Consider the following 24546-nt stretch of genomic DNA (forward strand, 5'->3'; position numbering starts at 1 on the left):
GGGACTTCCATGATCGGTAAGGTCATCGCTGCCGCGGCCGCGGCAGTCACCGTATTGGCCGGTGCCACCGCCGCCGCGGCGGCACCCGGTCCGGCACACCACCGATCGGCCGCACCGGCGGCCGACGCGGCCTCGCAGACCGCCCACACGGTCACCTACGACAGCTACTCGTTCAAGATCGACGGCAAGCGGGTCTACCTCTGGTCGGGAGAGTTTCACTACTTCCGGCTGCCCAGCCCCGATCTGTGGCTCGACATCTTCCAGAAGATGAAGGCGGCCGGTTTCAACGCGGTCTCGCTGTACTTCGACTGGGACTACCACTCGCCGGCACCGGGCATCTACGACTTCACCGGCGTCCGCGATCTCGACAAGCTGCTCGACGAGGCGCAGCAGGCCGGAATCTATGTGATCGCCCGGCCGGCACCGTACATCAACGCCGAGGTCGACAGCGGCGGCCTGCCCGGATGGCTGACCACCAAGAAGGAGAACAACCGCAGTGCCGACCCGAACTTCCTGAAGTACTCCGACGAGTGGATGACGCAGATCGACCGCATCCTGGCCCGGCACCAGCTCACCACTGGCACCGGCCCGGTGATCGCCTACCAGATCGAGAACGAGTACTACGACGGCTCGGACGCCGGCCGCACGTACATGCAGCACCTCGAGGACAAGGCGCGCGCCGACGGCATCACCGTCCCGCTGACCGGCAACAACAACGGCACGTTCAACTCCGGCGTCGGCATGCTCGACATCGACGGCCCGGACGCCTACCCGCAAGGCTTCAACTGCTCCAACCCGACACAGTGGCGAGGCGTGCCGAACATCAGCTACGACCACCCGGAGGGACGGCCGCTGTACACGCCCGAGTTCCAGGGCGGCGCGTTCGATCCGTGGGGCGGACCGGGCTATGACAAGTGCGCCCAGCTCATCAACGACCAGTTCGCCAACGTGTTCTACAAGCAGAACATCGCGGTCGGCGCCACCGCGCAGAGCTTCTACATGACCTACGGCGGGACGAACTGGGGCTGGCTCGGCGAGCCGCAGAACTACACGTCCTACGACTACGGCGCGGCGATCCGCGAGACCCGCCAGCTCGACCCGAAGTACTACGAGGACAAACTGATCGGCTATCTGACGCAGTCGGTCGCGCCACTGACCGAGACCGACCGGATCAACGTCACCCCGCCCGACAACTCCGCGATCGTCGACACCGCACGGATGAACCCGGGCACCAAGACGCAGTTCCACATCCTGCGCCACAGCAACTCGACGTCCACCTCGGTCGACACCACTCACATCTCGATCGACTTCAACGCCCAGCCGGCCGGAAACGCCAGCTACACCTACGACGACGCCGACATCCCGCCGCTGCAGTACGCCGGAACGTGGTCGCACGTCGCGAACCAGAGCTACACCGGCGGCGACTACAAGAACAGCGAGTCGTTCTCCAACCAGGCGGGTGACTCGCTGACCGTCCCGTTCACCGGAACGGCCATCCGCTGGATCGGTTCGCAGACGAACAACCACGGCTTCGCGGACGTCTACCTCGACGGTGTGAAGCAGACCACCGTCGACTGCTCCGGCAGCCAGAGCCAGGCCGTCCTCTTCTCGAAGGCCGGTCTCACGGACGGCCAGCACACGCTGAAGATCGTAGTGGACGGCACGCACGCGTCCGGGTCGACGGACAACTTCGTCTCCATCGACGCCATCGACGTGCCGACCGGAGCCGCGGCCACCAACCCCACCTATCCGGTGGTGCCGCAGCAGCCGGGCACCGCGATCCTGCTCAACGGGCGCGACTCGCATGTCATCGTCGCCAACTACAGGCTCGGCGGCTCGCAGTTGCAGTACTCGACGTCGGAGATCATGACGAACGCGACGATCGGCGACCGCGACGTCGCGGTGCTCTACGGCGATAAGGGCAGCGACGGCGAGAGCGTCCTGAACTACCGGTCGCGGCCGCTAGTTCAGGCGAGCGGTGGTGCGGTCACCACGACCTGGGACGCGGCCACCGGAGACCTACGGCTGAACTACCAGCACGACGGCCTGACCCGCGTCACGATCTCCGGCGGCGGCTCGCGTCCGCTGCTGCTCCTGCTCGCCGACAAGCCGACCGCCGAGACGTTCTGGCGACAGGACACCGCGGCGGGCCCGGTGCTCGTGCGCGGCACGCACCTGCTGCGCGCCGCGACCAGCAGCCCGGACGCCAGCACGGTCGCGCTCACCGGTGACAACGGCACCGACCCGAACATCGAGGTGTTCACGTCGGCGTCGACAGTGACGTGGAACGGCAACACTGTGCACACGTCGCCGACGAGCACCGGCAGCCTGACCGGCACGATCCGGACGGCGGCGCCGATCACGCTGCCCACACTGACGACGTGGAAGCACCAGGCGGAGTCGCCGGAGGCGCAACCGGGTTTCAACGACTCGAGCTGGCAGGTGGCCGACCAGATGACCACGAACAGCTCGAGCGGTGTGACCACGCTGCCGGTCCTCTACGCCGACGACTACGGCTTCCACACCGGCAACACGTGGTACCGCGGCCGGTTCCGCGGCAACGGCAGCCAGCAGGGCATCCATCTCGTGTCGGACTCCGGCGGGGGCGCACAGGCACTTTCGGCGTGGCTGAACGGGGCGTTCCTCGGCAGCTCCACCTCCGGCAGCGCCGACTTCGCCTTCCCGGCCGGCGCGCTGAAGATCGGCGGCGACAACGTGCTCTCGGTCCTCACCGTGAACATGGGCCACGACGAGGATTACAACTCCACGAACGCGAACAAGACCGCTCGCGGGCTGAGTAGCGCCTCGGTCACCGGCGCACCGCTCACGTCGATCACGTGGCGGTTGCAGGGCGTGCGTGGCGGCGAGAACGAGATCGACCCGGTCCGCGGGCCGCTGTCGACCGGGGGGCTGTACGGCGAGCGCGCCGGCTGGTCGCTGCCCGGCTACCCGGACGACAACTGGTCGACGGTGACACTGCCGACGACCGACACGCGCCCGGGCATCTCCTGGTACCGCGCCGACGTGCCGCTCGACCTGCCCAAGGGCCAGGACACATCCCTCGGATTGACGATCAGCGACGACTCGTCCCGCAAGTACCGCGCGATGCTGTGGGTGAACGGATGGATGGTCGGCAACTACGTCAACTACCGCGGGCCGCAGCACAGCTTCCCGGTGCCCAACGGGATCCTGAACCCCAACGGGTCCAACAGCATCGCGATCGCGGTGTGGAACCTCGACGGCTCCACGGGCGGGCTGGGCAAGGTCTCGCTGACGAACTACGGCAGTTTCGCCTCGTCGCTGCAGGTCGCGCAGAACGAGAGCCCGCGCTACGACCCGCACAAGTACTCGATGCCGAAACGGCCGGATACGACCGTTGACCTGCAGGTGCCCGACGCGGTGCAGGCCGGGCAGACGTTCACCGCGAATGCGACTGTGTCCGTCCCGTCCGACGCGCCGAACACGACCGACCTGACCGCGGCGCTTCAGGTGCCGGACGGGTGGACGGCCGGTCCGGGCATCCCGGCGGCGGTCGGCACCGTGCATCCGGGTGACTCCACGACGTTCAGCTGGCAGGTGCGGGCACCGTCCGGCAACCTGCCGCAAGCGTCGGCGATCACTGCCGTCGTGAGCTACACGCAGTCCGCGCGGCCGGCGAGCAACTCAGGCGAGCGGATCGTGCGCTCGGTGCCGCCGCCTCCGCTGCCGGGCGACGACTACGTCAGCGACCTGCCGTTCCTGTCCGCCACCAACGGCTGGGGCCCGGTCGAGCGGGACACCAGCAACGGCGAGCAGGCTGCCGGCGACGGGAACCCGATCACGATCAACGGCGTGGTTTACCACAAGGGTCTCGGGACCAACTCGGTCAGCGACGTCGAGGTCTATCTCGCAGGTGCTTGCACCCGGTTCACCGCCGACGTCGGTGTCGACGATGAGCAGAACGGCGCCGGGACGGTGACGTTCATGGTGGTCGCCGACGGCAAGACTCTGCTGACCACACCGACCATCCGGGGACATCAGGACGCGACTCCCCTCGACGTGGACGTCAGCGGGGCGCAGGTACTCGACCTGATCGTGGGCGACGCCGGTGACGGGAACGGCAACGACCACGGCGACTGGGCCGACGCGCAGGTGCACTGCACCGGCTAACGCGGATATGCGCGCGAACGCCCGATGACGAGACACGTTCGTTGCCACGATGCCGGTCATGGTCGTGGTGTGTCCGTTCCGGTCGGACGCGCGGCGGCCGGCGAGCGTCCGAGGAACGCGATGAGTTGCACGCCGGCGTTGTCCGTCGTGCAAGTGCGAACCGGTGGCGCGAACAGCGGGTGACCGTTGTCGGCAGGGAGCAACTGGGCGAGATCGCGAGCAGCCTTGCGGCCAGGTCAGGTGGGATCGGCCGGTGGTGTCCGCTGGCCTGGAACACGTCCCATCCGTGGACACCGATCTCCAGGGCGGCGGCAGCCGCGACCAGTGACTGCGGGATGCGGTGATCGGCTACCGCGATGGTCCGGCCGTCACTCGTCGCGGTCCATTCGTCACACAGTTGGGCGACACCACCACGCCGCGATAACCAGCCCGGCAACCGACAGCAAAAGCCAGTCGACCCAGGCTTTGGGGCACGAAACCGTCACAGGACAAGGCACTCGGCGCGCAGGACGGAACAGTGGTGCATTACCGGGCAGGTAAATCCTCACCGACGGAATCGATCACCAAAATGAACGGAGGCCCCAGAAACTGGGACCTCCGAAGGTGTGGGCGATACTGGGATTGAACCAGTGACCCCTACCGTGTCAAGGTAGTGCTCTCCCACTGAGCTAATCGCCCGTATGTACACCGGATGTCCGATGGTTGTCCTGCGAGGCGGCGGCGGGAATCGAACCCGCGTACAGGGCTTTGCAGGCCCTTGCCTAAGCCACTCGGCCACGCCGCCACTGTGCGGATCGTCGATCTGTCGGGCCACCTCGATCACGCCGGTTCGGCGTGTAGGTGGTGCCTCGAGCGGACGACGGGATTCGAACCCGCGACCCTCACCTTGGCAAGGTGATGCGCTACCAGCTGCGCTACGTCCGCACGGTCATCGGCGGCGAATTCTCGCGCCGTGCACCGAGCGATGACTCTATCCGATCGCGCACGGCCGTTCCAAACCGCCCCTCACGCTGATCCCCTTGATCCCCTTGCAATCTCGTCTCGGCGGCGCACCAGCCGCTGCCAGAGCTCGGCCACCTCGCGCTCCAACGCCTGCATCGTCCCGTCGTTGCTGATCAGCTCGTCGGCGACCGCCCGGCGCTCCTCGTCGCTCGCCTGGCTCGCCATCCGGGCGCGCGCGTCGTCGGGGGTGAGGCCGCGCTCGGCGAGCCGGTCGAGCCGGGTCTGCAGGCCGGCCTCCACTACCACCACGGTGTCGAAGCCGCCGGCCAGCCGGCCCTCGACGAGTAGCGGGATGTCGTGCACCAGGATCGCGTCAGCCGGCGCGCTGTCCATGAGCTCGGTGGTGCGTGCCCCGATCAGCGGGTGCACGATCGCGTTCAGATCGGCCAGCTCGCCCGCGTCGTGGAACACGATCGCGGCCAGCGCGGCGCGGTCGAGGCGTCCGCCCGGTCCGAGAACCCGGTCGCCGAACCGGGCGACGACGGCGGCCAGCCCGGGCGTGCCCGGTTCCACCACCTCGCGCGCGATCGCGTCGGCGTCGATGACGATCGCACCGTGCCCGGCGAGCAACTGCGCGACCGTGCTCTTGCCCGAGCCCACTCCCCCGGTCAGTCCGACTCTCACCGGGCAGAGGTTAGTCGCCCCCGCTGCACTTCCCCCGCCGAGTGGCGACCTGACCCTGCCAGTGGCGAGCTGTGGGCCGCCACTCGACGGGCAAGGTCGCCACTCGGCGGGATGGGGCAGCGGGGGTGGGGCGGCGGGGCGGGGGCAGCGGGGCGGGGGCAGCGGGCGTGGGGCAGCGGGCGTGGGGCAGCGGGCGTGGGGCAGCGGGGGTGGGGCGACGGTGGGTGGGGCGGGCGCAGACGCAACGGGCCCGGGACCTCGCAAGGTCCCGGGCCCGTTGGCGTCAGTGCGACGCCGAAGAACTACCGGCCGGCGAGCTTCTCGCGCAGCGCGGCGAGCGCCTCGTCCGAGGCGAGTGTGCCGCTGCTCTCCGGGGTGTCGGAGGAGTACGTGCTGGCCTCCCCGGACTCCGAAGCTGCGTCGGCGTCGGCCTTCTGCGCCTCCTCGAGCTGCTTCTTGTGCGCCTCGAAACGCTCGCGGGCGGCGGCGTAGCGCTTCTCCCACGCCTCGCGCTGCTCGTCGTAACCCTCGAGCCACTCCTGGGTGTCCGGGTCGAAGCCCTCGGGGTAGATGTAGTTGCCCTTGTCGTCGTACTGGGCCTCCATGCCGTACTGCGCCGGGTCGAAGTGCTCGTCCGCGAGCACGCCCTCGTTGGCCTGCTTGAGCGAGAGCGAGATGCGGCGCCGGTCCAGGTCGATGTCGATGACCTTGACCAGCAGCTCGTCGCCCACGTTCACGACCTGCTCGGGAATCTCGACGTGGCGCTCGGCCAGCTCGGAGATGTGCACCAGGCCCTCGATGCCGTCCTGGACGCGCACGAACGCGCCGAACGGGACGAGCTTGGTGACCTTGCCGGGAACGACCTGGCCGATCTGGTGGGTGCGCGCGAACTGGCGCCACGGGTCCTCCTGGGTCGCCTTCAGCGACAGGGAGACACGCTCGCGGTCCAGGTCGATGTCGAGCACCTCGACGGTGACCTCCTGGCCGACCTCGACGACCTCGCTCGGGTGGTCGATGTGCTTCCAGGACAGCTCGGACACGTGCACCAGGCCGTCGACGCCGCCGAGGTCCACGAACGCACCGAAGTTGACGATCGAGGACACCACACCGGTGCGCACCTGGCCCTTGGCCAGCTTGTTCAGGAACTCGCTGCGCACCTCGGACTGGGTCTGCTCCAGCCACGCGCGGCGCGACAGCACGACGTTGTTGCGGTTCTTGTCCAGCTCGATGATCTTGGCCTCGAGCGTCTTGCCGACGTACGGCTGCAGGTCGCGCACCCGGCGCATCTCGACGAGCGAGGCCGGCAGGAAGCCGCGCAGCCCGATGTCGATGATCAGGCCGCCCTTGACGACCTCGATGACCGTTCCCTCGACGACCTCGTCGTTCTCCTTCTTCTCCTCGATCGTGCCCCAGGCCCGCTCGTACTGAGCGCGCTTCTTGGACAGGATCAGGCGACCCTCCTTGTCCTCCTTCTGGAGCACGAGAGCTTCGATCTCATCGCCGACGGAGACGACCTCGTTGGGGTCGACGTCGTGCTTGATGGAGAGCTCGCGGGAGGGGATGACACCTTCGGTCTTGTACCCGATGTCGAGGAGGACTTCGTCCCGGTCGACCTTGACGATGGTGCCCTCGACGATGTCGCCATCGTTGAAGTACTTGATCGTGGAGTCGATCGCGGCGAGGAAGTCATCGGCCGAGCCGATGTCGTTGATCGCGACCTGCGGGATGGTCGGTGCTGCGGTGGTGGACGTCATTGAGTAGGTAGGTCCTGACAGTTTCTCGTGCGGGTGCGGGCACGTCCGGATCGAGGAATACCGGATGGGATTCGACGAGCGGCCTACTCCCTGTCGAGGCCACAGACCTGTCCGCAGGCTTGAGCCTACTCTGGACCCCCGGGTGGCCGGAAATCCGGGGCCTGCAAGCGGGTGCCGCGGTGGCGCGCGACAGCCGGCTGGCAGGATCGCTGACGTGGACCAGATGCCGCCGGTCGCCGGCGTGACGCGGCGCGCGCAGGACGCCCCCAGCACGGTGCGGGCCAACCGGAGCTGGTGGGACGCCGACGCGGACGCCTACCACGCCGAGCACGGCGCATTCCTCGGCGACGCCGACTTCGTCTGGTCCCCCGAGGCGCTGCGCGAGCAGGACGCCCGGCTGCTCGGCGAGGTCCGCGGCCGGCAGGTGCTCGAGGTCGGCTGCGGCGCGGCGATGTGCTCGCGATGGCTGACCGGTCAGGGCGCCGAGGTGCTGGCGTCCGACGTGTCGGCCGGAATGCTGCGGCACGCCCGCGCCGCGAACGAACGCACGGGCGTGCACGTGCCGCTCGTGCAGGCCGACGCCCAGTACCTGCCGTTCCCGGACGCCCGGTTCGACATCGTGTTCACCGCGTTCGGCGCCGTCCCGTTCGTCGAGGACTCGGCCCGGGTCATGCGGGAGGTCGCCCGGGTGCTGCGCCCTGGGGGTCGCTGGGTGTTCGCCACCACCCATCCGCTGCGCTGGTGCTTCCCGGACGATCCGGGGCCGGACGGGCTGACCGCCACGATCCCGTACTGGGACCGCACGCCGTACGTCGAGTACGCCGAGAGCGGCGAGGCCAGCTACGTCGAGCATCACCGCACCCTCAGCGACCGGGTCCGCGAGCTCGCCGACGCCGGCTTCCGGTTGGTCGACATCGTGGAGCCGCAGTGGCCGGCGGGGCACAGCGAGGTCTGGGGGCAGTGGTCGCCGCTGCGCGGCGCGATCCTGCCCGGCACCGCGATCTACGTCAGCGACCTGAACTGACGTTCCGCCCCGGCGCTACCCCTGCTCGGCGTCCGGGCTCGCGAGTGGTTCAGTCGGCACAACCTCCGAGGGCCGCCGACGTCGCGCGGCGAACCACGCGGTTGCGAGCAGCAGGATGCCGATCATCGCCAAGGCGAGCGGAACCCAGTTGCGAATAAGGTGAATCTTGGTCAGCTGGTCGTCGGCGAAGTCGGCCTGCTCGCGCACGGTCTTGTCGTTGAACGTCAGTGTCCCGTCGAAGACGACCGACTCGTCGGAGGCAAACTTCTGGACGATGTGCTGGGCACCCTTCACGATCACGCCGGTGGTCGGCTCGACCCATACCGTCGTCGTGCCGCTGTAGATCCCGGGAATCAATGACTGGATCTTGATCGGCGTGTCCGGGATCTGCTGCACGAACCGGTAGACGGTCAGTCCGTGCAGCGTCTGACTGCCCTCGTACTTCGCCGGGAATGCCTTTCCGGCGATCGTGTCGAACAGCGAGTAGGTCCGTTTCGCTGTGTCGATCGGGAACGTGTAGTCCAAACCCGTGTGCTTGACGGCAGCATCGCCATTCACGTTCGCCTTGTACTTCTGATCCGCCACAGCAGTGGCGTCAACCCTGTCGAAGGCGACGCGGTCCGTGGTCTTCTCGATGAATCCTGGATCGGCTGCGGATGCGCAGCCTGCCGAATCGACCTTGGTGCCCTCGGCAACGAGACAGAGCGTTTCGTCGTACACCGCCACATCACCAGTGCCGGCGTGCTTGTCACCGGTGACAACGCGAGTAGCTATCACATGCACCTCTTGCACAGCCTGCGCGGCGATGACGAACACCTTGCTGTTTCCCTCGGCGACCGTCGTCGACGTGATGTCCAAGGGCGCCTTGACAAGGGCCGGCGCAACCACCCACTTGGCGATCGCACCGGCTGCGACGAGCACGATGCCCGCCGCCGCCATGACGAGCGTCGACCGCTTCGCCATCTCGCGGCCGTCAGCTGGCCGGGTGCAGAACAGTGTCGATCAGGTAAACCGTGGCGTTCTTGGTCTGGATTCCACCGCAGATGATCTTCGCTTTGCCGTTCACCACATAGTCGTCACCGCTACCGGTGATCGTGATGTCAGTGCCCTGCATCGTCTTGTGCTTGCCAACCAAGGCATCCTTCGCGACCTTGCCCTCCAACACGTGGTATCGGAGGGTAGCCACGAGAACCGGCTTCATCTTCGGATCTGTAAGCAGCGCCTGCACCTGCGCGGCGGGCTCCTTCTTGAAGGCATCGTCGACAGGCGCGAACACGGTAAGCGCCGGGGCAGCATTGAGGGTCGCAGTCAATCCGGCGGCATTGGCGGCAGTAACCACACTGGACAGGAACGGCACGTTGGCCGCGACGGTACCGACCGGCACCGCACCTGCCGGAGCGAGGGCGGCATCGCTCATACCGAGCGAAGCGCACCCTGGGCCGAACAGCGTCGACGCCGTCGCGCTGCTCGAAGTCGGCGTGGGCGTGGATGACGCCGCGCTGGACGGCTGGCTCACAGGCGTGGTGCTGGTCGAGCCACCGTTGTCATTCTTCGAACTGCTGCACGCGGTTATGCCGGCGGCGAGCGCCAAGCCAGTAACCGTGATGGCGAGCGAGCGGCGGAGCATCAAGAGCACCCTTCGTTGAGGAAACGGGCGGCGGCCGCCCGCCCGCGACGCTCCCAGGCACCGTGATGAGGTTCGATCGGCGGTGGCGGGAGGTGTAATCAGGCACAAAGCGTAGCGCATGTCTACTCGCCGGTAACCCGCCGATAACAGGATCACCTGACATATCTGGTGCCAAAGCCGCGGTTTCACCCGCTGTCGGGGAGATTGAATACTCCACGCAGCTCGTCTGCTGCTCAGCTGCCCTCGTTGCCAGTTGCTGCCCGTGCTCCTCAACAGAACGGACCCGCACCGGCGCAGCGCCTCTAGGCTCGTCGCTGCGGCGCCAGGTCGGGGCCGGGAAGGACGGTGCGGCGTGCGGATTGCCGCGGCACGCTCGCCGGCGCTGTCTGCGGCGTCGGTGCCGGCGGCGTTCGTCATGGCGAATGCGCTCAGCTATGCACTGTTGCTCGTCGCAGCTCGCACGCTGTCCACGCCCGAGTATGGAGAATTGTCCTCGCTCCTCGGGCTGCTGCTGGTATCCACCGTTCCATTGCTCGCGCTACAAACCGTCAGCGCCAGGCGAGTCGCGACCGAGACAGGGGCCGATGGGCTGGTGCGCGGGACAGCCGTGATTGCCGCTGTCACCGCAGCGGCGCTGCTCACATCTAGCCCGGCACTCGGAGCTTTCTTGCACCTGTCATCCGTCCTTGGGATCGCGCTCGTCGCGGCAACCGTGCCGGCGAACGCGGTTCTGGGCACCGCGATGGGGGTCGCTCAGGGCCAGCGCCGCTTCGGCTCGCTCGCTGCCCTCACCCTCGCGGCTACCGGTGGCCGGTCGGCCGGTGGCTTGGTCGGGCTCTTCGCCGGGCACAGTCCGGACGCGACGCTCACCGGAATTCTCGCTGGCACTGCGATTGCGGCGTTCATAGCGGCGGGCGGCGGCCGCGGTTCTGCCAGGCACCGGATCGCGTTGCGTCGGCGAGCTCCGAGCGGCATGTTCGCCGAGACTCTGCACGCCGGGCATGCACTTGGGGCGTTTCTGCTGCTGACCAGCATGGACGTGCTGCTCGCCCGACACATTCTCAGCAGCTCGGAGGCAGGGGCCTATGCGCTCGGCTCAGTGATCACGCGCGGCGCCCTCTGGTTGCCGCAGTCCGCAATCTCGCTGATGTTTGCCTCGCTGTCCGAGACAACGCGTCACCACCGCACTGCGCGCAGCGCAGTCGCGGTCGTGCTCACGCTGGGCAGCGCTGTCGTTCTCGGATCCGCCGCGCTGGGCCACGTGGTCGTGGGTGTCGTGGGTGGCAGCAAGTACCACCAGTTGGACGGCGTGATCTGGCTGTTCGCGCTGCTGGGATCGCTCTTGTCACTTGTGCAACTAGCGATCCTCGCCGGCCTTGCGCAACGGCGGACCGGCCGGGTAGCGCTGCTCTGGGGGACGATTGTCATCGACCTCGCGATCGTGCTGGGCATCGGCCATGTATCCGAACCCGGCCAGCTCGTGACCACGCTGGCCGCAATCGCAGCGGGGGCCGCCGCCGTGGCGCTCTGGCTGAGCCTGCGACGGCCAGCTCCGGCCCATCGATTCGCCGCCGAGGCCGAAGTGTCGACCATCTGAGTTGCCGAGTCCACTTCATCGCGCTGCGCGCGAAGAGGCCGCCAGACGCGAGTACAGCGAGCGCGGATTGGGTCAATGCGCCGCTTCGTGCCAGGTGCGGCCGATGCCGACCGAGACGTCCATCGGCACGTCCAGCTGGTACGCGCCGCCCATCTGGGCGCGCACGAGGTCTTCGACCTGTTCACGCTCCCCCGGCGCGATCTCGAGCACCAGTTCGTCGTGCACCTGCAGCAGCAGTCGAGAACGCAGCCCCGCATTTGCCAACCCGCGGTGCACGCCGAGCATCGCGATCTTGATGATGTCGGCTGCGCTGCCCTGGATCGGAGCGTTCAGCGCGGCCCGCTCGGCCATCTCGCGCAGGTTCCGGTTCTCGCTGTTCAGCTTGTCCAGGTAGCGCCGCCTGCCCAGGATGGTCGCCGTGTAGCCGGTCTGCCTGGCGTCCTCCACCACCGAGTGCAGGTAGTCGCGCACGCCGCCGAAGCGGGTGAAGTACGCGTCCATCTGCCCGCGCGCCTCCTCGGGCGTGATCTTCAGTTGCTTGGACAGCCCGAACGCCGACAGCCCGTACGCCAGCCCGTACGACATCGCCTTGACCCGGCGGCGCAGCTCGCTGTCGATCTGGTCGGCAGGCAGGTCGAACGCGCGGGAGGCCACGAACGTGTGCAGGTCCTCGCCGGACTGGAACGCCTCGATCAGCCCGGCGTCTCGCGACAGGTGCGCCATGATCCGCATCTCGATCTGGCTGTAGTCGGCGGTCATCAACGACTCGAAGCCGGCGCCGACGGTGAACGCCTCGCGGATGCGCCGGCCCTCGGCGGTGCGCACCGGGATGTTCTGCAGGTTCGGGTCGGTGGACGAGAGCCGGCCGGTCGCCGCGACGGTCTGGTTGAACGTGGTGTGGATTCGGCCCTGGTCGTCGACCAGCGGAAGCAGCCCGTCGACGACGGTCTTGAGCCGGGCGACCTCGCGGTGGCGCAGCAACAGCTCCAGGATCGGGTGCTCGGTCTTGACGTACAGGTCCGCGAGCGAGTCGGCGTCAGTGGTGTAGCCGGTCTTGATCCGCTTGGTCTTGGGCAGCGCGAACTGGTCGAACAGGATCTCCTGCAGCTGCTTGGGCGAGCCGAGGTTGAACTCGCGCCCGGCGACCCGGTGCGCGTCCTGCTCCACGTCCTTGACGCCTGCCGCGAGTTCGGCCTGCAGCGCGAGCAGCGCGTCGGTGTCGACGGCGATCCCGGTCGCCTCCATGTCGGCGAGCACGTAGGTGAGCGGCAACTCCAGTTCACGCAGCAGGCCGACCGCGCCGTCGCGATCCAGATCGCGGTCGAACGCGTCCGCGAGGTCCCGGACGGCAGCGGCGCGCAGAGTCTCGACCTGAGCGAGAGCCTCGTCCGACTCCTCGACTCCGCCGTCCAGGGTCAGCTGGCCGGACTCGGTCGCAGCGTCGTTGTTGCGCAGTTCGCGGCGCAGGTAGCGCAGGGCGAGGTCGGCCAGGTCGTACGAGCGCTGGTCCGGCCGCAGCAGGTAGCCGGCGAGCTGGGTGTCGGACGTGACGCCGTCGATGGTCCAGTTGTGCTGCCGAAGCGCCAGCAGCGGGCCCTTGAGGTCGTGCACCGCCTTGGTGGCCGCCGGGTCGGCCAGCCACCCGGCCAACGCGCTCTCGTCGGCCGGCGTCAGCGCGGCCGGGTCGAGGAAGGCAGCTGCGCCGTCCGTCGCGGCCAGCGCGATGCCGGTCAGGACGCCGGTGCCGCGCCCCCACTGGCCGCGGAAGGCCAGCCCCGCACGTGCCCCGCTGCGCACGTGCTCGTCCAGCCACTGCGCCACCTCGTCGACACCGAGCCGGGTGACCGCGACGTCGAACCCCTGCTCCGCCTCCGGCTCCGGCGCGGCGACCGTGGCGAAGAGCCGGTCGCGCAGCACGGTGAACTGCAGGTCGTCGAACAGCTTGTGCACCTCGTCGCGGTCCCACTGCTGCCGCGCCAGGTCGTCGACCCCCACCTCGAGCTCGACCGTGCGCACGAGCTCGGTGAGCCGGCGGTTGCGGATCACGCTGGCGAGGTTGTCCCGCAGCGCGTCACCGACCTTGCCCTTGACGGTGTCCACGCCCGCGACGAGCGCGTCGAAGGTGCCGAACTCGCGCACCCACTTGGCTGCGGTCTTCTCGCCCACCCCGGGGATGCCGGGCAGGTTGTCGCTCGGGTCGCCACGGAGCGCGGCGAAGTCGGGGTACTGCGCGGGCGTCAGGCCGTACTTCTCCTGCACTGCCTCCGGCGTGAACCGGGTGAGATCGCTGACGCCGCGGCGCGGGTAGAGCACGGTGACGTCGTCGTTCACCAGTTGCAGGGCGTCGCGGTCGCCGGTACAGATCAGCACCCGCATCTGCTGCGCGACGGCCTGCGTGGTGAGCGTGGCGATCACGTCGTCGGCCTCGAAGTTGTCCACCGCCAACGAGCAGATCCGCAGCGCGTCGAGAACTTCGCGGATCAGCGTGACCTGACCCTTGAAGTCGTCCGGCGTCGCTGACCTACCCGCCTTGTACTCGGCGTAGGCGTCACTGCGGAACGTCTTGCGCGAGACGTCGAAGGCCACTGCGATGTGCGTCGGGTTCTCGTCGCGCAGCAGGTTGATCAGCATCGAGGTGAACCCGAACACCGCGTTGGTCGGCTGCCCGGTGGTCGTGGACATCTCCACCTCGCGCAGCGCGTAGAACGCGCGGTACGCCAGGGAGTGCCCGTCGAGCAGCAGCAGCGTGGGACGTTCGGAGCTCGCGACTGTCACGACCGCAGTCTAGGAGCGCGCTACGACGAGCCTCAGGCGCGGCGGGCGGAACGGGCGGCGATGCTGGTGCGCTGGGCCCGCAGCAGCCGCGCCCGGCGCAGCACGGCCATCCGCTCGGGCGCGTCGGCCAGGCCGAGCGCGCGGCGCAGCACGCTGGTGGACGCCACCCGGTGCACCACCAGCGGGGCGAACCCGAGGCGGGCCAGGTAGCGGTTGCCCTCCCGCGAGCCGGCGGCGGCGGTGGCGAGCACCCGCTCGACGCCGCGCTCGTCGGCAAGGTGGACGGCGGCGGCGAGCAGCGCACGGCCGACGCCGCGGCGGCGCTGGTCGGGCGCCACGATCAGGTGGGTGATGTGCAGCACCGGCGTGAGGTCGATCGCGCCGACGTCGTCGGGACGGGTCACCAGCAGCCCGACGATCTCGCCCGTCGGGTCGTCGATGGCGAGGGTCAGGTTGCGCGTCCCGTCGGCCAGGATCTCGTTCAGCCGACGGGTCAGGTGTTCGGTGCTGTCATCGAGCAGCGCGCGGCCGCTGAACTGCCCGGAGGTCACATCGGTGGAGTGGATCAGGTCGACGAGCGCCGGAACGTCCAGGACATCTGCGGGCCGGACCCTGACATTCACACGTGACACGGCGGCGCCTCCATGCGACTCGGGCGAGATCGCTCTCGCAAACCCTCCACACCCTAGAACCGGGCCTGGCCGGCGGGAACGACGGGGCACTCGGGTGGCAGCAACCTGTGCGCGAGCTTCCCGCGCGGGCGCTGCCCTGGCTAAGATGCCGCGACCTCCCCGCCGAGGTAGACGGCGCGGACCCGGTCGTCGTTCAGCAACTCCTGCCCGGTGCCGCTGAGCACGACGCTGCCGGTCTCCAGCACGTAGCCGCGGTGTGCCAGGTTGAGTGCCTTGGATGCGTTCTGCTCCACCAGCAGAACGGTCACGCCCGCCCGGTTGATCTCGCCGATGATCGAGAAGATCTGCGCGATGAACTGTGGCGCCAGCCCCATCGACGGCTCGTCCAGCAGCAGCACGCGCGGCTTGGACATCAGGGCGCGGCCGATCGCGAGCATCTGCTGCTCGCCGCCGGACATCGTGCCCGCGACCTGGGTACGCCGCTCCTTCAGCCGGGGAAACAGCTCGAAGACGTGCTCGAGCTCGGCCGGCAGGTTCTTGCGGTCCTTGCGGGCGTAGGCGCCCATGTCCAGGTTCTCCAGGACGGTCATGCCGGGGAACACACCACGACCCTCGGGCGCCTGGCAGATGCCGCGTACCACGCGCAGGTCGGCGCGCAGCTTGGTGATGTCGTCCCCGGCGAAACTGATCCGGCCGGTGGACAGCGGCCGGATGCCGGAGATCGCCCGCATCGTGGTCGTCTTGCCGGCACCGTTCGCGCCGATCAGCGTGACGATCTCGCCCTCTTCGACCGCGATGCTGATGTCGTGCAGGGCACGGATGCGCCCGTAGTTGACCGAGACGTCGTCGAGCTCAAGCAGCGCCATCGTCGGGAACCCCCAGGTAGGCCGCCACGACGGCCGGATCGTCGCGAATCTGTTCCGGCTTGCCCTCGGCGATCTTGTTGCCGAACTCCAGCACCACGATGCGGTCGGTCAGGCCCATCACCAGGCGCATGTCGTGCTCGATCAGCAGGACCGTGTAGCCCTCGTCGCGGATCTGCCGGATGAGCCCCATCAGCTCGTCCTTCTCGGCCGGGTTGAAGCCGGCCGCCGGCTCGTCCAGGCAGAGCAGTTTCGGCTCGGTGCCCAGAGCTCGGGCGATCTCCAGCCTCCGCTGGTAGCCGTAGGGCAGGTTGCGAGCCTTGTCCGCGGCGCGGTCGGCGATGCCGACGAAGGCGAGCAGCGCCATGGCCTGATCGACTGCCGACTTCTCCTCGTGGAAGTGTCGCGGAGTGCGGACAAGCGCCCCGGGAACGCTGGTGCGGTGCCGGGCGTCCAACCCGACGACCACGTTCTCCAGCGCCGTCATCTCCGCGAACAGCCTGATGTTCTGGAAGGTCCGGGCGATGCCCAGCCGGGTGATCTGGTACCGCCGCTGGCGTTTGAGCACGGTGCCGTCGAAGGTGATCGTGCCCGACGTCGGCCGGTAGACGCCGGTCATCGCGTTGAAGCAGGTCGTCTTGCCGGCACCGTTCGGGCCGATCAGGCCGAGGATCTCGCCACGCTTGATGTCGAAGCTGACGCTGTCCAGCGCTGTCAGGCCACCGAAGCGCAGGGTCACCTCCTGCATCGACATCAGCGTCTCGCCGACGCCGGTGTGGATGTCGCGGTGCTGCTCGACCTGCTCGATGACCGCGTCGGGTGACAGCCCCTCGACGGTGTGCTTCGGATCAGTCATCGCTACGCCTCCCCCGCCCGCGCGTCGGGTACCGGTTCGGCGGACATCGCCCCGGACGCGACCCCCGTGGCGAAAGCCCCGGTGCCGGTGTCCAGCCGCTCCGGCCCGCCGGTGAGTCGCTGATACGCCTGGCGACCGTACGTCAGCAGCCGCTGCCGCGCACCGAGCAGGCCCTGCGGCCGGAACAACATGAGCACGATCAGCGCGATGCCGAAGATCAGGAACTTGTACTCCGAGATCGAGGTGAACCGGTCCGGGATGTACGAGATCAGGAAGGCACCGACGATGACACCCACCTTGTTGCCCGCGCCGCCCAGCACGACGGCGGCCAGGAACAGGATGGACGTGACCGGGTCGAACCGCTGGTTGTTGACGAACCCGATCTGACCGGCGAACAGCGCGCCGGACAGCCCGCCGATCGCCGCACCGATGACGAACGCCCAGAGCTTGAAGCGGAACGTCGGCACGCCCATGATCTCGGCGGCGTCCTCGTCCTCTCGGATCGCTACCCAGGCGCGGCCGACCCGGCTTCGTTCCAGGTTGCCGACGAAGATCAGCACGACGACGATCAGCCCGATGGTGAGCCAGTACCACGGCTTGCCGTCGGTCTGTGAGAAGACCGCAGTCCCGTCCGCATGGTGACCCGGCGGCCGGGCCAGGTTCTGGAAGCCGATGTTGCCGCGCAGCGGCGTCACATTGTCGGCCAGCAGCCGCACGATCTCACCGAAGCCGAGCGTGACGATCGCCAGGTAGTCGCCCCGCAGGCGCAGCGTCGGCGCTCCGAGGATCAGCCCGGACACCATCGTGATCGCCATCGCGATCGGTACGCAGATCAGCCAGGCCCACGGTGAATTGGGGTCAGTGAACACCCGGACCGTGGAGTCCGAACTGGTGAACAGCGCGACGACGTAGGCACCGATCGCGAAGAAGCCGACGTAACCGAGGTCCAGCAGGCCGGCCTGGCCGACGACGACGTTCAGGCCGATCGCGATGAGCGCGGTGCGCGCGGCGTTGAACAGCGAGATCGGGAAGTCGGTGCCGGGCTCGGTGTTGATCAGGCCGAGCAACGGGAAGTCCGAACTGATGTACGGCAGGATCACCAGCACCGCGATCGCGATGATCGACCAGAGCCACTGCTGTTGCCGGCTCAGGCTGTTCCACCGCGCGCGGAAGCTGACCACTCGCCGCGGCGGGGCGGTGACCTCCGGGCCGAACCAGGTCGTCGACGCCGGCAACAGCGCGAACGTCAGCATCGCCAGCGCGAGCGCCGCGAAGATGCACGCCCAGACGACGGTCGAGGACTTCTGCTGCATCAGCAGCCAGACGACGCTGATGCCGACCGTGAGCGCCGCTCCGCCGAGCAGCCAGCGTCGCGAGCGCACCCGGCTCTGCGCGGCGAGCACGCCGGCGAACGCCAGCGCGGCGGCGGCGATCAGGTCCAGCAGCACGCCGGCGATCACATTGCCCGAGCCGCCGAGCGAGCGTGCCTTCGCCGCGTCATGGAACTCGCTGGCCGGCCCGAGGTCGAACGCGAGTCCGACGGCGGCGGCAACGAGCAACACGGCGAGCACTGCTGCCAGGACCGCGGCGACCAGGACGGCACCAGGTCGTTCGACCGGCGTGTCCTCCGGCCGCTCGACGACAGCCGTCGCCTTCGTCTCGCTCATGCGCGTGCCTTCCCGAGCGACTCGCCGAGGATCCCGGTGGGCCGGATCAGCAGCACCGCGATCAGCAGTACATACGCCACGACGTCTCGCCAGCCGCTGCCGAACAGGGTCTGCCCGTAGATCTCGGCGAGACCGAGGATAAGCCCACCGACCAGTGCACCCCGCAGGTTGCCGATCCCGCCCAGCACGGCCGCGGCGAATGCCTTGATGCCGAGGATGAAGCCGCCGTTGTAGATGACACCTGTCGGGATGTACATGATGTAGAGGCTCGCGGCGATGCCCGCGGCGACCCCGCCGATCATGAACGTCTGCATGATCACCCGCTCGCGGTTCACGCCCATCAGCGTCGCGGTCGTGGGATCCTGCGCGACGGCGCGAATGCCGCGGCCGACGCGCGTCCGGTTGATGAATCCGTCGATGAGCACCATCAACACGATCGCCGCGACGACGATGATGATCTGCTGGTTGTTGGCCTGCGCCGAGAAGACCTGTAGTTCAGGCTCTTTGAGCACGAGAAGGATCGACGGCTCGGCATTGGCACCGCGCCAGACGAAGAAGATCTGCTGGATCGTCAGCGAAGCGCCGATCGCGGTGATGAGGAAGACCAACGAGGGAGCGCCCCGCGCCCGAAGCGGCTTGTACGCGACCCGCTCGACGGCGAGTGCGACGCCGGATGAGACTACGGCCGCCACCAGAGTGGCGAGCAGCATGAACCCGATGACTGCGATCGTCGTGGTGGAGTAGATCGCTCCCGGCGAGAAGCCGCAGGCCTTGAGGGTGAAGTACGCCGCGAACGCGCCTGCGATGAACACCTCGGAGTGCGCGAAGTTGATCAGTTTGAGCAAGCCGTACACCAGGGTGTAACCGAGCGCGATGAGCGCGTAGATCGCGCCGTACGTCAGCCCGGACAGGGTGTCGACCCAGAACAGCTGTCCCAGGCTGTGCGTGTCGAAATGGATCCAGTTCTCGGCCAGCACTGTGTTGCTCGCCAGGTGGAGCGTGGACACGGAGGGTGGGCGTCCTTTCCTCGGTCACGTTCCGGCCCGGGCGGCCTGTTGGGCCGCCCGGGCCGGTGACGTCACAGTTGTTCGTGAAGAGCGGTGTCAGCCGCCGATCTGCTGGTACTTCACGATCGCGTCGCCCTGTACGACGTAGGACCAGATCGCCGGCTGGCCGGCGAGCTCACCCGTGCTGTCGAACTTGATGTGCTTGGTGATGCCGTCGGCGTCGTAGGCGTTCACCCAGTCCAGCAGCTTTGCGCGGGTGTCGTTGCCGTGGTCGATGCCGCTGAGCAGGATCGTCGCGGCGTCGTACGACTCGGCCGAGTAGGTCTGCGGGTCGGTGCCGTACTTCGCCTTGTACTGCGCGGCGAACTCCTTGCTCGCGTCAGCCGGGACGCACGGGCAGGTGAAGTAGGCACCCTGCGCCGCTGCCTGGCCGGCCAGCTTGATGAACTGCGGGTCCTTCACGCCGTCAGGCGCGACGAACTTGCCGGTGTAGCCCGCACCGTGCAGCTGCTGGGCGAACGGGCCGCCCTCGGCGTAGTAACCGGAGTAGAACAGCGCGTCCGGCGCTGCCTGGACGACCTTGTTGACGGTGGCCGAGAAGTCCTTCTGGCCGGTCTTGACGTCGTCCTTGCAGGTCACCGCGCTCCCGAGCGCGGACTCGATCGACGCGGCCAGGCCCTTGCCGTAGTCGGAGTCATCCTCGATCACGCAGACCTTCTTGGCCTTGAGCGTGTCGGTGATGAACTTCGCGGCCGCCGGGCCCTGCGAGGCGTCGTTGCCCAGCACGCGGTGGAAGGTCTTCCAGCCGTTCTTGGACAGATCCGGGTTGGTGGCCGACGGCGAGACCGTCACCAGGCCGGCCGAGTTGAATGCGGCACCGACAGCCTTCGACTCGCCGGAGAACGGCAGGCCGACGACGCCGATGATGTCCTTCTCGTTGATCGCCTGGGTCGAGACGCCCGGCGCGACCGACGGGTCACCCTGCGAGTCGAACTTCTTGAAGGTGACCTGGCAGCCGGCGTTGGCCTTGTTGTGCTGGTCGACGGCCAGTGCGGCGGCATTGCTGATCGCGATACCGAGGGCGGCGTTCGCCCCGGTCAGCGCGCCGATGTAGGCGATGGACACGCCGCTGCACTTGCCACTGCCGTCGCCGGCGGGCAGCACCGGGTTCAGCTGCGCTGCCGGGCTGCTGCTCTGGGTCGAGGCGGGCGAGGTGTTGGCCGCCGTGTTCGCCGGTGGCGGGTTGGTGTCGTTCTTCTTGCCCTTGCTCGCGCAGCCGGAAAGTGCCAATGCACCGGCTGTGAGAAGCACCGCGGCTGCGGTCAGTGAACGATTACGCACTGCATTGCCTCCATTGAGGTCCTTGTAGGACGTGTTTGGGACGCCATGATCCGTCCTGTGACCAGCCGCACGTTAGTGCACGTGTCCACATCGCGGTACGCCTCGCCCCCCGCGGCGGCCGGGTCGTGACCAAATCTCAACCACGACAGGCCCGATTTGCGGGAATACCGGACAGTTATGGCCGACGTCGCTCAGGCCGGCTGGTCGTCGCCGCCGAGCACGAGTTCGGCCACAGCGCGCATCGAGGTGCGGTTGTCCATCGCCGCGCGCTGAATCCAGCGGAAGGCCTCGGGTTCGGTCAGTTCGTGCTTGGTCATCAACGCGCCCTTGGCCCGTTCGATCAGCTTGCGCGCCTCGAGCCGCTCGCGAAGCCCGGTGACCTCGGCCTCCAGCGCCTTGATCTCCGCGAATCGCGACATGGCCATCTCGATGGCGGGCAGCAGGTCGCGCTTCTCGAACGGCTTGATCAGGTAGGCCATCGCGCCCGCGTCACGTGCCCGCTCGATCAGATCGCGCTGGCTGAACGCGGTGAGCATCACCACCGGCGCGACACGCTTGCCCACGATCTGGGCCGCCGCCGTGATCCCGTCCATCTTGGGCATCTTGATGTCGCAGATAACCAGGTCGGGAAGCAGTTCGTTCGCGAGCACGACCGCCTGCTCGCCGTCGCCCGCCTCACCGACGACGTCGAAACCCTCTTCGCGCAGCATTTCGCGCAGATCGAGACGGATCAGCGCCTCGTCCTCGGCGATCACGACCCGCCGCGCCGGCGCATCCGTAGCGTCAGGCATCGGACTGACATCGGCGGCAGCCACGGTGCGTCCCTCTCGGATCGAAAGCCAATCTTGCGCGCTCGGCGCAGGACCCCAGCCTATCTTGGCTACGATTGCCGCACGCCCCTGTATCCCAACTGGCAGAGGAAATGGTCTCAAACACCATCGAGTGTGGGTTCGAATCCCACCGGGGGCACCGCGCAACCGTTCGGCGGCGCCGGCTGTGAGCCTGCGCACTCCGCGCGGTGCCGCGGCTGAGGGCGGTTGACCTTGACGTAACGTCAAGGTGTTCAGTGAGGTACGTGCGTAGTGAACTGCCCAGCGACCCGCCGGGCCGGCTCTCCATCGGTGAGCTGGCCGGCCTCGCGGGCGTCAGCCCCCGCGCGGTGCGGCACTACCACGCAATCGGACTGCTTCCCGAGCCCGCACGGGACGGCTCCGGCTACCGCCGGTACGGCGGCAAGGACGTGGTGGCCTTGGTGCGCGTCGTCCGGCTGCGGGCGGTCGGTATGCCGATCCCGCAGATCGCCGAGCAGATGGCGCATGCCGGTACCGATGACGAGTCCCTGCCGGCGGCCCTGCGCGCGCTGGCCGATGAGATCGACTCCGAGATCGGGCAGTTGACCGCCACCCGCGACCGGCTGCGTGCGCTTGCGGACTCCGAGACGTTCGAGCAGCCGGTGCGGACGTTGACCCAGGCGTTGCGCGGGCACGGGCTGCTCGGCCCGTCCGACGAACTGCGCGTCGGCGAAGGTTGGGCCGCGGCGCTGCTGGACGCGCTTCACCCACAGGGCATGCCGGGTGTCCTGGACGAGGCGAGCGGACTGCTCGCCGACCCGGCCGCTCTCGTTACCCTCGGGGCGCTGCGGCAGCGGTTCCGCGCGCTGACCAACAAGGCGACCGACGCCGAGATCAACGCGCTCGTCGAGGCGGTGGCCGCGGTGCTGCCCGGTTCGCGCACCGACGCGCCGCTGGTGGACATCGCGCTCATGGACAAACTGCTGTCCGACAGACTGAACCGCGCCCAGCAGCGGTTCATCCGCCAACTGCGCGACCGACTCGCAACCCACGCGTGACCACGGCCCAGGAGGAATCGGTGACCAGTACCGCGCACAGCTCAGACGAGGTGGCGGCACTCGTAGCCCGCTACGGGCTGCAGCGCGCCGGGGCCCGGCTGCCACTGGGTACCTACACGCGCCAGCTGTGGGCCCGGCGTCACTTCATCACCGAGTTCTCCACCGCCAGCAACGCGGTCGGCTTCTCCCGCAGCTTCCTCGGCCAGGCCTGGCAACTGCTGACGCCGCTGCTCAACGTGGCGGTCTACTACCTCATCTTCGGCGTGCTGCTGCACACCAAGCGCGGCGTGGACAACTTCATCGCGTTCCTGACGATCGGGCTGTTCGTCTTCAGCTTCACCAGCGGTTCGCTCACGGCCGGAGCCCGGGCGATCAGCGGCAACCTCGGCCTTACCCGGTCACTGCACTTCCCACGCGCGGTGCTGCCCGTGTCGACGACACTGACCGCTCTTCAGCAGCTGGTGTCGTCGATGGTGATCATGGTTCCGGTCGTGCTGCTCACCGGCGAACCGCTGTCGCTGCGCTGGTTCCTGCTGATCCCGGCCGTCGGGCTGCAGGCAGCGTTCTCGCTCGGCCTGGCGTTCCTGTTCGCCCGGCTCGGCGCGCGGGTGCCGGACACCTCGCAGATGCTGCCGTTCATCACGCGCGTGTGGATGTACACCTCGGGCGTCATGTACAGCATCACGGAGTTCACCAAAGGCCGCCCGCACTGGGTGAAGACCGTGCTCGAGGTCAACCCGGGAGCGGTCTACGTGAACGTGGCGCGGAACGCACTGCTCACGAACAATCCGGTGCACCCGTACACCTGGCCGCTCGCGATCGGCTGGGCCATCGTCGCACTCGGCGCGGGCTATCTCATCTTCTGGCAGGGCGAGGAGGAGTACGGACGTGTCTGAGGCGAACATCGCTGCGGTGCGCGCCACCGCCGAACCGACCGTGGTGGTCGACGACGTACACCTGGTTTACAAGATCATCGGAAAGTCCGGCAAGGGCGGCGCGCCGGCCGCGCTGCGCCGCATGATCCTGCGCGAATCGCTGCCGGGAATGCGCCAGGTGCATGCCGTGCGCGGAGTCAGCTTCACCGCCTACCGCGGCGAGGCGATCGGCCTGATCGGTCCGAACGGATCGGGCAAGTCGACCTTGCTGCGCGCCATCGCCGGGCTGATGCCACCGGCCTCCGGAGCGATCTACACGCAGGGTCAACCGTCGTTGCTCGGCATCTCGGCGGCGATGATGAGTGACATGACGGGCGAGCGCAACGTCGTCCTGGGCTGTCTTGCGCTGGGGATGAAACCGTCGGAGATCGCCGAACAGTACGAGCAGATCTGCGAGTTCGCCGGGATCGGCGAGTTCATCTCGCTGCCGATGAGCACGTACTCCTCCGGGATGGGCTCGCGGCTGCGTTTCGCGATCGCCGCGACCCGCACCCACGACATCCTGCTGATCGACGAGGCGCTCGCCACGGGCGACGCCCAGTTCCGGCGCCGCAGCGAGGCGCGGATCCGTGAGCTGCGCGAGCAGGCCGGAACCGTGTTCCTGGTCAGCCACGGCCTCGGGGTGGTGCGTCAGTCCTGCGACCGCGCGATCTGGCTCGAGGAGGGCAAGATCGTCGTCGACGGCGAGGCCAACGCGGTGGTCGACGCGTACGAGGAGAGGCACGACCCTGAAGCACTGGCCGAGCGCCTCGCGGTGCTGCGCGGCAACGCCACCGCGATGAGCGACGCGGACCAGGAGAGCTCCATCTGATCCCATTCCGCCGCGGGTTATCGTCCTGAGCGT

19 protein-coding genes and 4 tRNA genes are annotated in these 24546 nt (G+C 68.2%); 8 read left to right on the top strand and 15 right to left on the bottom strand.

Annotation, left to right across the window (positions count from 1 at the left end):
* The first annotated feature begins 9 nt into the window (after positions 1-9).
* Positions 10-4149 carry a beta-galactosidase gene (locus tag M6B22_RS03125; protein WP_269444321.1) on the top strand — a complete coding sequence of 1380 codons (4140 nt, stop codon included), beginning with the start codon at positions 10-12 and terminating at the stop codon, positions 4147-4149.
* A 606-nt stretch (positions 4150-4755) separates the two neighbouring features.
* On the opposite strand, the gene M6B22_RS03130 is transcribed toward M6B22_RS03125, so the two are convergent.
* From M6B22_RS03130 to rpsA, 5 genes are all read right to left on the bottom strand, one after another.
* Positions 4756-4827, bottom strand: a tRNA-Val gene (locus M6B22_RS03130).
* A gap of 34 nt (positions 4828-4861) precedes the next feature.
* Positions 4862-4933 (bottom strand) — tRNA-Cys (locus tag M6B22_RS03135).
* Between the two features lie 67 nt (positions 4934-5000).
* Positions 5001-5073, bottom strand: a tRNA-Gly gene (locus M6B22_RS03140).
* A gap of 81 nt (positions 5074-5154) precedes the next feature.
* Positions 5155-5775 (bottom strand): dephospho-CoA kinase, encoded by a 621-nt coding sequence (coaE, locus tag M6B22_RS03145; RefSeq protein WP_269444322.1) that lies wholly within the window; start codon positions 5773-5775, stop codon positions 5155-5157.
* Positions 5776-6077: 302 nt separating this feature from the next.
* Positions 6078-7529 carry a 30S ribosomal protein S1 gene (gene rpsA / locus M6B22_RS03150; protein WP_269444323.1) on the bottom strand — a complete coding sequence of 484 codons (1452 nt, stop codon included), beginning with the start codon at positions 7527-7529 and terminating at the stop codon, positions 6078-6080.
* 223 nt (positions 7530-7752) lie between these two features.
* Between rpsA and M6B22_RS03155 the strand changes: the two genes are divergently transcribed.
* Positions 7753-8553: a class I SAM-dependent methyltransferase gene (locus tag M6B22_RS03155; protein WP_269445804.1), complete on the top strand. Its 801-nt coding sequence runs from the start codon at positions 7753-7755 to the stop codon at positions 8551-8553.
* 15 nt (positions 8554-8568) lie between these two features.
* Here M6B22_RS03155 and M6B22_RS03160 read toward each other — a convergent pair whose 3' ends face one another.
* Positions 8569-9516, bottom strand: a complete 948-nt coding sequence (locus tag M6B22_RS03160) for a DUF3068 domain-containing protein (RefSeq protein ID WP_269444324.1) — start codon at positions 9514-9516, stop codon at positions 8569-8571.
* 10 nt (positions 9517-9526) lie between these two features.
* Entirely contained in the window at positions 9527-9970 is a 444-nt protein-coding gene (locus tag M6B22_RS03165) for a fasciclin domain-containing protein (RefSeq protein ID WP_269444325.1), read from the bottom strand.
* A gap of 67 nt (positions 9971-10037) precedes the next feature.
* Between M6B22_RS03165 and M6B22_RS03170 the strand changes: the two genes are divergently transcribed.
* Both M6B22_RS03170 and M6B22_RS03175 read left to right on the top strand, forming a co-directional pair.
* Positions 10038-10199 carry a hypothetical protein gene (locus tag M6B22_RS03170; RefSeq protein ID WP_269444326.1) on the top strand — a complete coding sequence of 54 codons (162 nt, stop codon included), beginning with the start codon at positions 10038-10040 and terminating at the stop codon, positions 10197-10199.
* Between the two features lie 396 nt (positions 10200-10595).
* Positions 10596-11777: a hypothetical protein gene (locus M6B22_RS03175; RefSeq protein WP_269444327.1), complete on the top strand. Its 1182-nt coding sequence runs from the start codon at positions 10596-10598 to the stop codon at positions 11775-11777.
* A 72-nt stretch (positions 11778-11849) separates the two neighbouring features.
* Here M6B22_RS03175 and polA read toward each other — a convergent pair whose 3' ends face one another.
* The 8 genes from polA to M6B22_RS03215 all read right to left on the bottom strand — a co-directional run bounded on the left by polA (position 11850) and on the right by M6B22_RS03215 (position 21709).
* Complete coding sequence (gene polA, locus M6B22_RS03180) at positions 11850-14552, bottom strand: DNA polymerase I (RefSeq protein WP_269444328.1); 2703 nt, start codon at positions 14550-14552, stop codon at positions 11850-11852.
* 32 nt (positions 14553-14584) lie between these two features.
* Positions 14585-15184: a GNAT family N-acetyltransferase gene (locus M6B22_RS03185; RefSeq protein ID WP_269444329.1), complete on the bottom strand. Its 600-nt coding sequence runs from the start codon at positions 15182-15184 to the stop codon at positions 14585-14587.
* Between the two features lie 140 nt (positions 15185-15324).
* Entirely contained in the window at positions 15325-16050 is a 726-nt protein-coding gene (locus M6B22_RS03190) for an ABC transporter ATP-binding protein (RefSeq protein ID WP_269444330.1), read from the bottom strand.
* Positions 16037-16903: an ABC transporter ATP-binding protein gene (locus tag M6B22_RS03195; protein WP_269444331.1), complete on the bottom strand. Its 867-nt coding sequence runs from the start codon at positions 16901-16903 to the stop codon at positions 16037-16039. Before M6B22_RS03195 ends, M6B22_RS03190 begins: the two co-directional genes overlap by 14 nt.
* A gap of 2 nt (positions 16904-16905) precedes the next feature.
* Entirely contained in the window at positions 16906-18156 is a 1251-nt protein-coding gene (locus M6B22_RS03200; protein ID WP_407935627.1) for a branched-chain amino acid ABC transporter permease, read from the bottom strand.
* A 410-nt stretch (positions 18157-18566) separates the two neighbouring features.
* Positions 18567-19577, bottom strand: a complete 1011-nt coding sequence (locus tag M6B22_RS03205) for a branched-chain amino acid ABC transporter permease (protein WP_269444333.1) — start codon at positions 19575-19577, stop codon at positions 18567-18569.
* 96 nt (positions 19578-19673) lie between these two features.
* Positions 19674-20918 carry a branched-chain amino acid ABC transporter substrate-binding protein gene (locus tag M6B22_RS03210; RefSeq protein WP_269444334.1) on the bottom strand — a complete coding sequence of 415 codons (1245 nt, stop codon included), beginning with the start codon at positions 20916-20918 and terminating at the stop codon, positions 19674-19676.
* A 191-nt stretch (positions 20919-21109) separates the two neighbouring features.
* Positions 21110-21709, bottom strand: coding sequence for an ANTAR domain-containing response regulator (locus M6B22_RS03215; RefSeq protein ID WP_269444335.1), 600 nt, complete (start codon positions 21707-21709; stop codon positions 21110-21112).
* A gap of 104 nt (positions 21710-21813) precedes the next feature.
* Between M6B22_RS03215 and M6B22_RS03220 the strand changes: the two genes are divergently transcribed.
* The 4 genes from M6B22_RS03220 (at position 21814) to M6B22_RS03235 (ending at position 24513) form a co-directional block, all read left to right on the top strand.
* Positions 21814-21887, top strand: a tRNA-Leu gene (locus M6B22_RS03220).
* A 97-nt stretch (positions 21888-21984) separates the two neighbouring features.
* A complete protein-coding gene (locus M6B22_RS03225) occupies positions 21985-22767 on the top strand; it encodes a helix-turn-helix domain-containing protein (RefSeq protein WP_269444336.1) in 783 nt (260 codons plus the stop codon).
* Positions 22768-22787: 20 nt separating this feature from the next.
* Complete coding sequence (locus tag M6B22_RS03230; RefSeq protein ID WP_269444337.1) at positions 22788-23663, top strand: ABC transporter permease; 876 nt, start codon at positions 22788-22790, stop codon at positions 23661-23663.
* The gene (locus M6B22_RS03235) at positions 23656-24513 is read left to right on the top strand and encodes an ABC transporter ATP-binding protein (RefSeq protein WP_269444338.1); all 858 of its coding nucleotides are present in this window, start codon (positions 23656-23658) and stop codon (positions 24511-24513) included. Before M6B22_RS03230 ends, M6B22_RS03235 begins: the two co-directional genes overlap by 8 nt.
* The last annotated feature ends 33 nt before the right edge of the window (positions 24514-24546 follow it).

Origin of the sequence: Jatrophihabitans cynanchi, from assembly GCF_027247405.1 — a bacterium.
GTDB classification, from domain to species: domain Bacteria; phylum Actinomycetota; class Actinomycetes; order Mycobacteriales; family Jatrophihabitantaceae; genus Jatrophihabitans_B; species Jatrophihabitans_B cynanchi.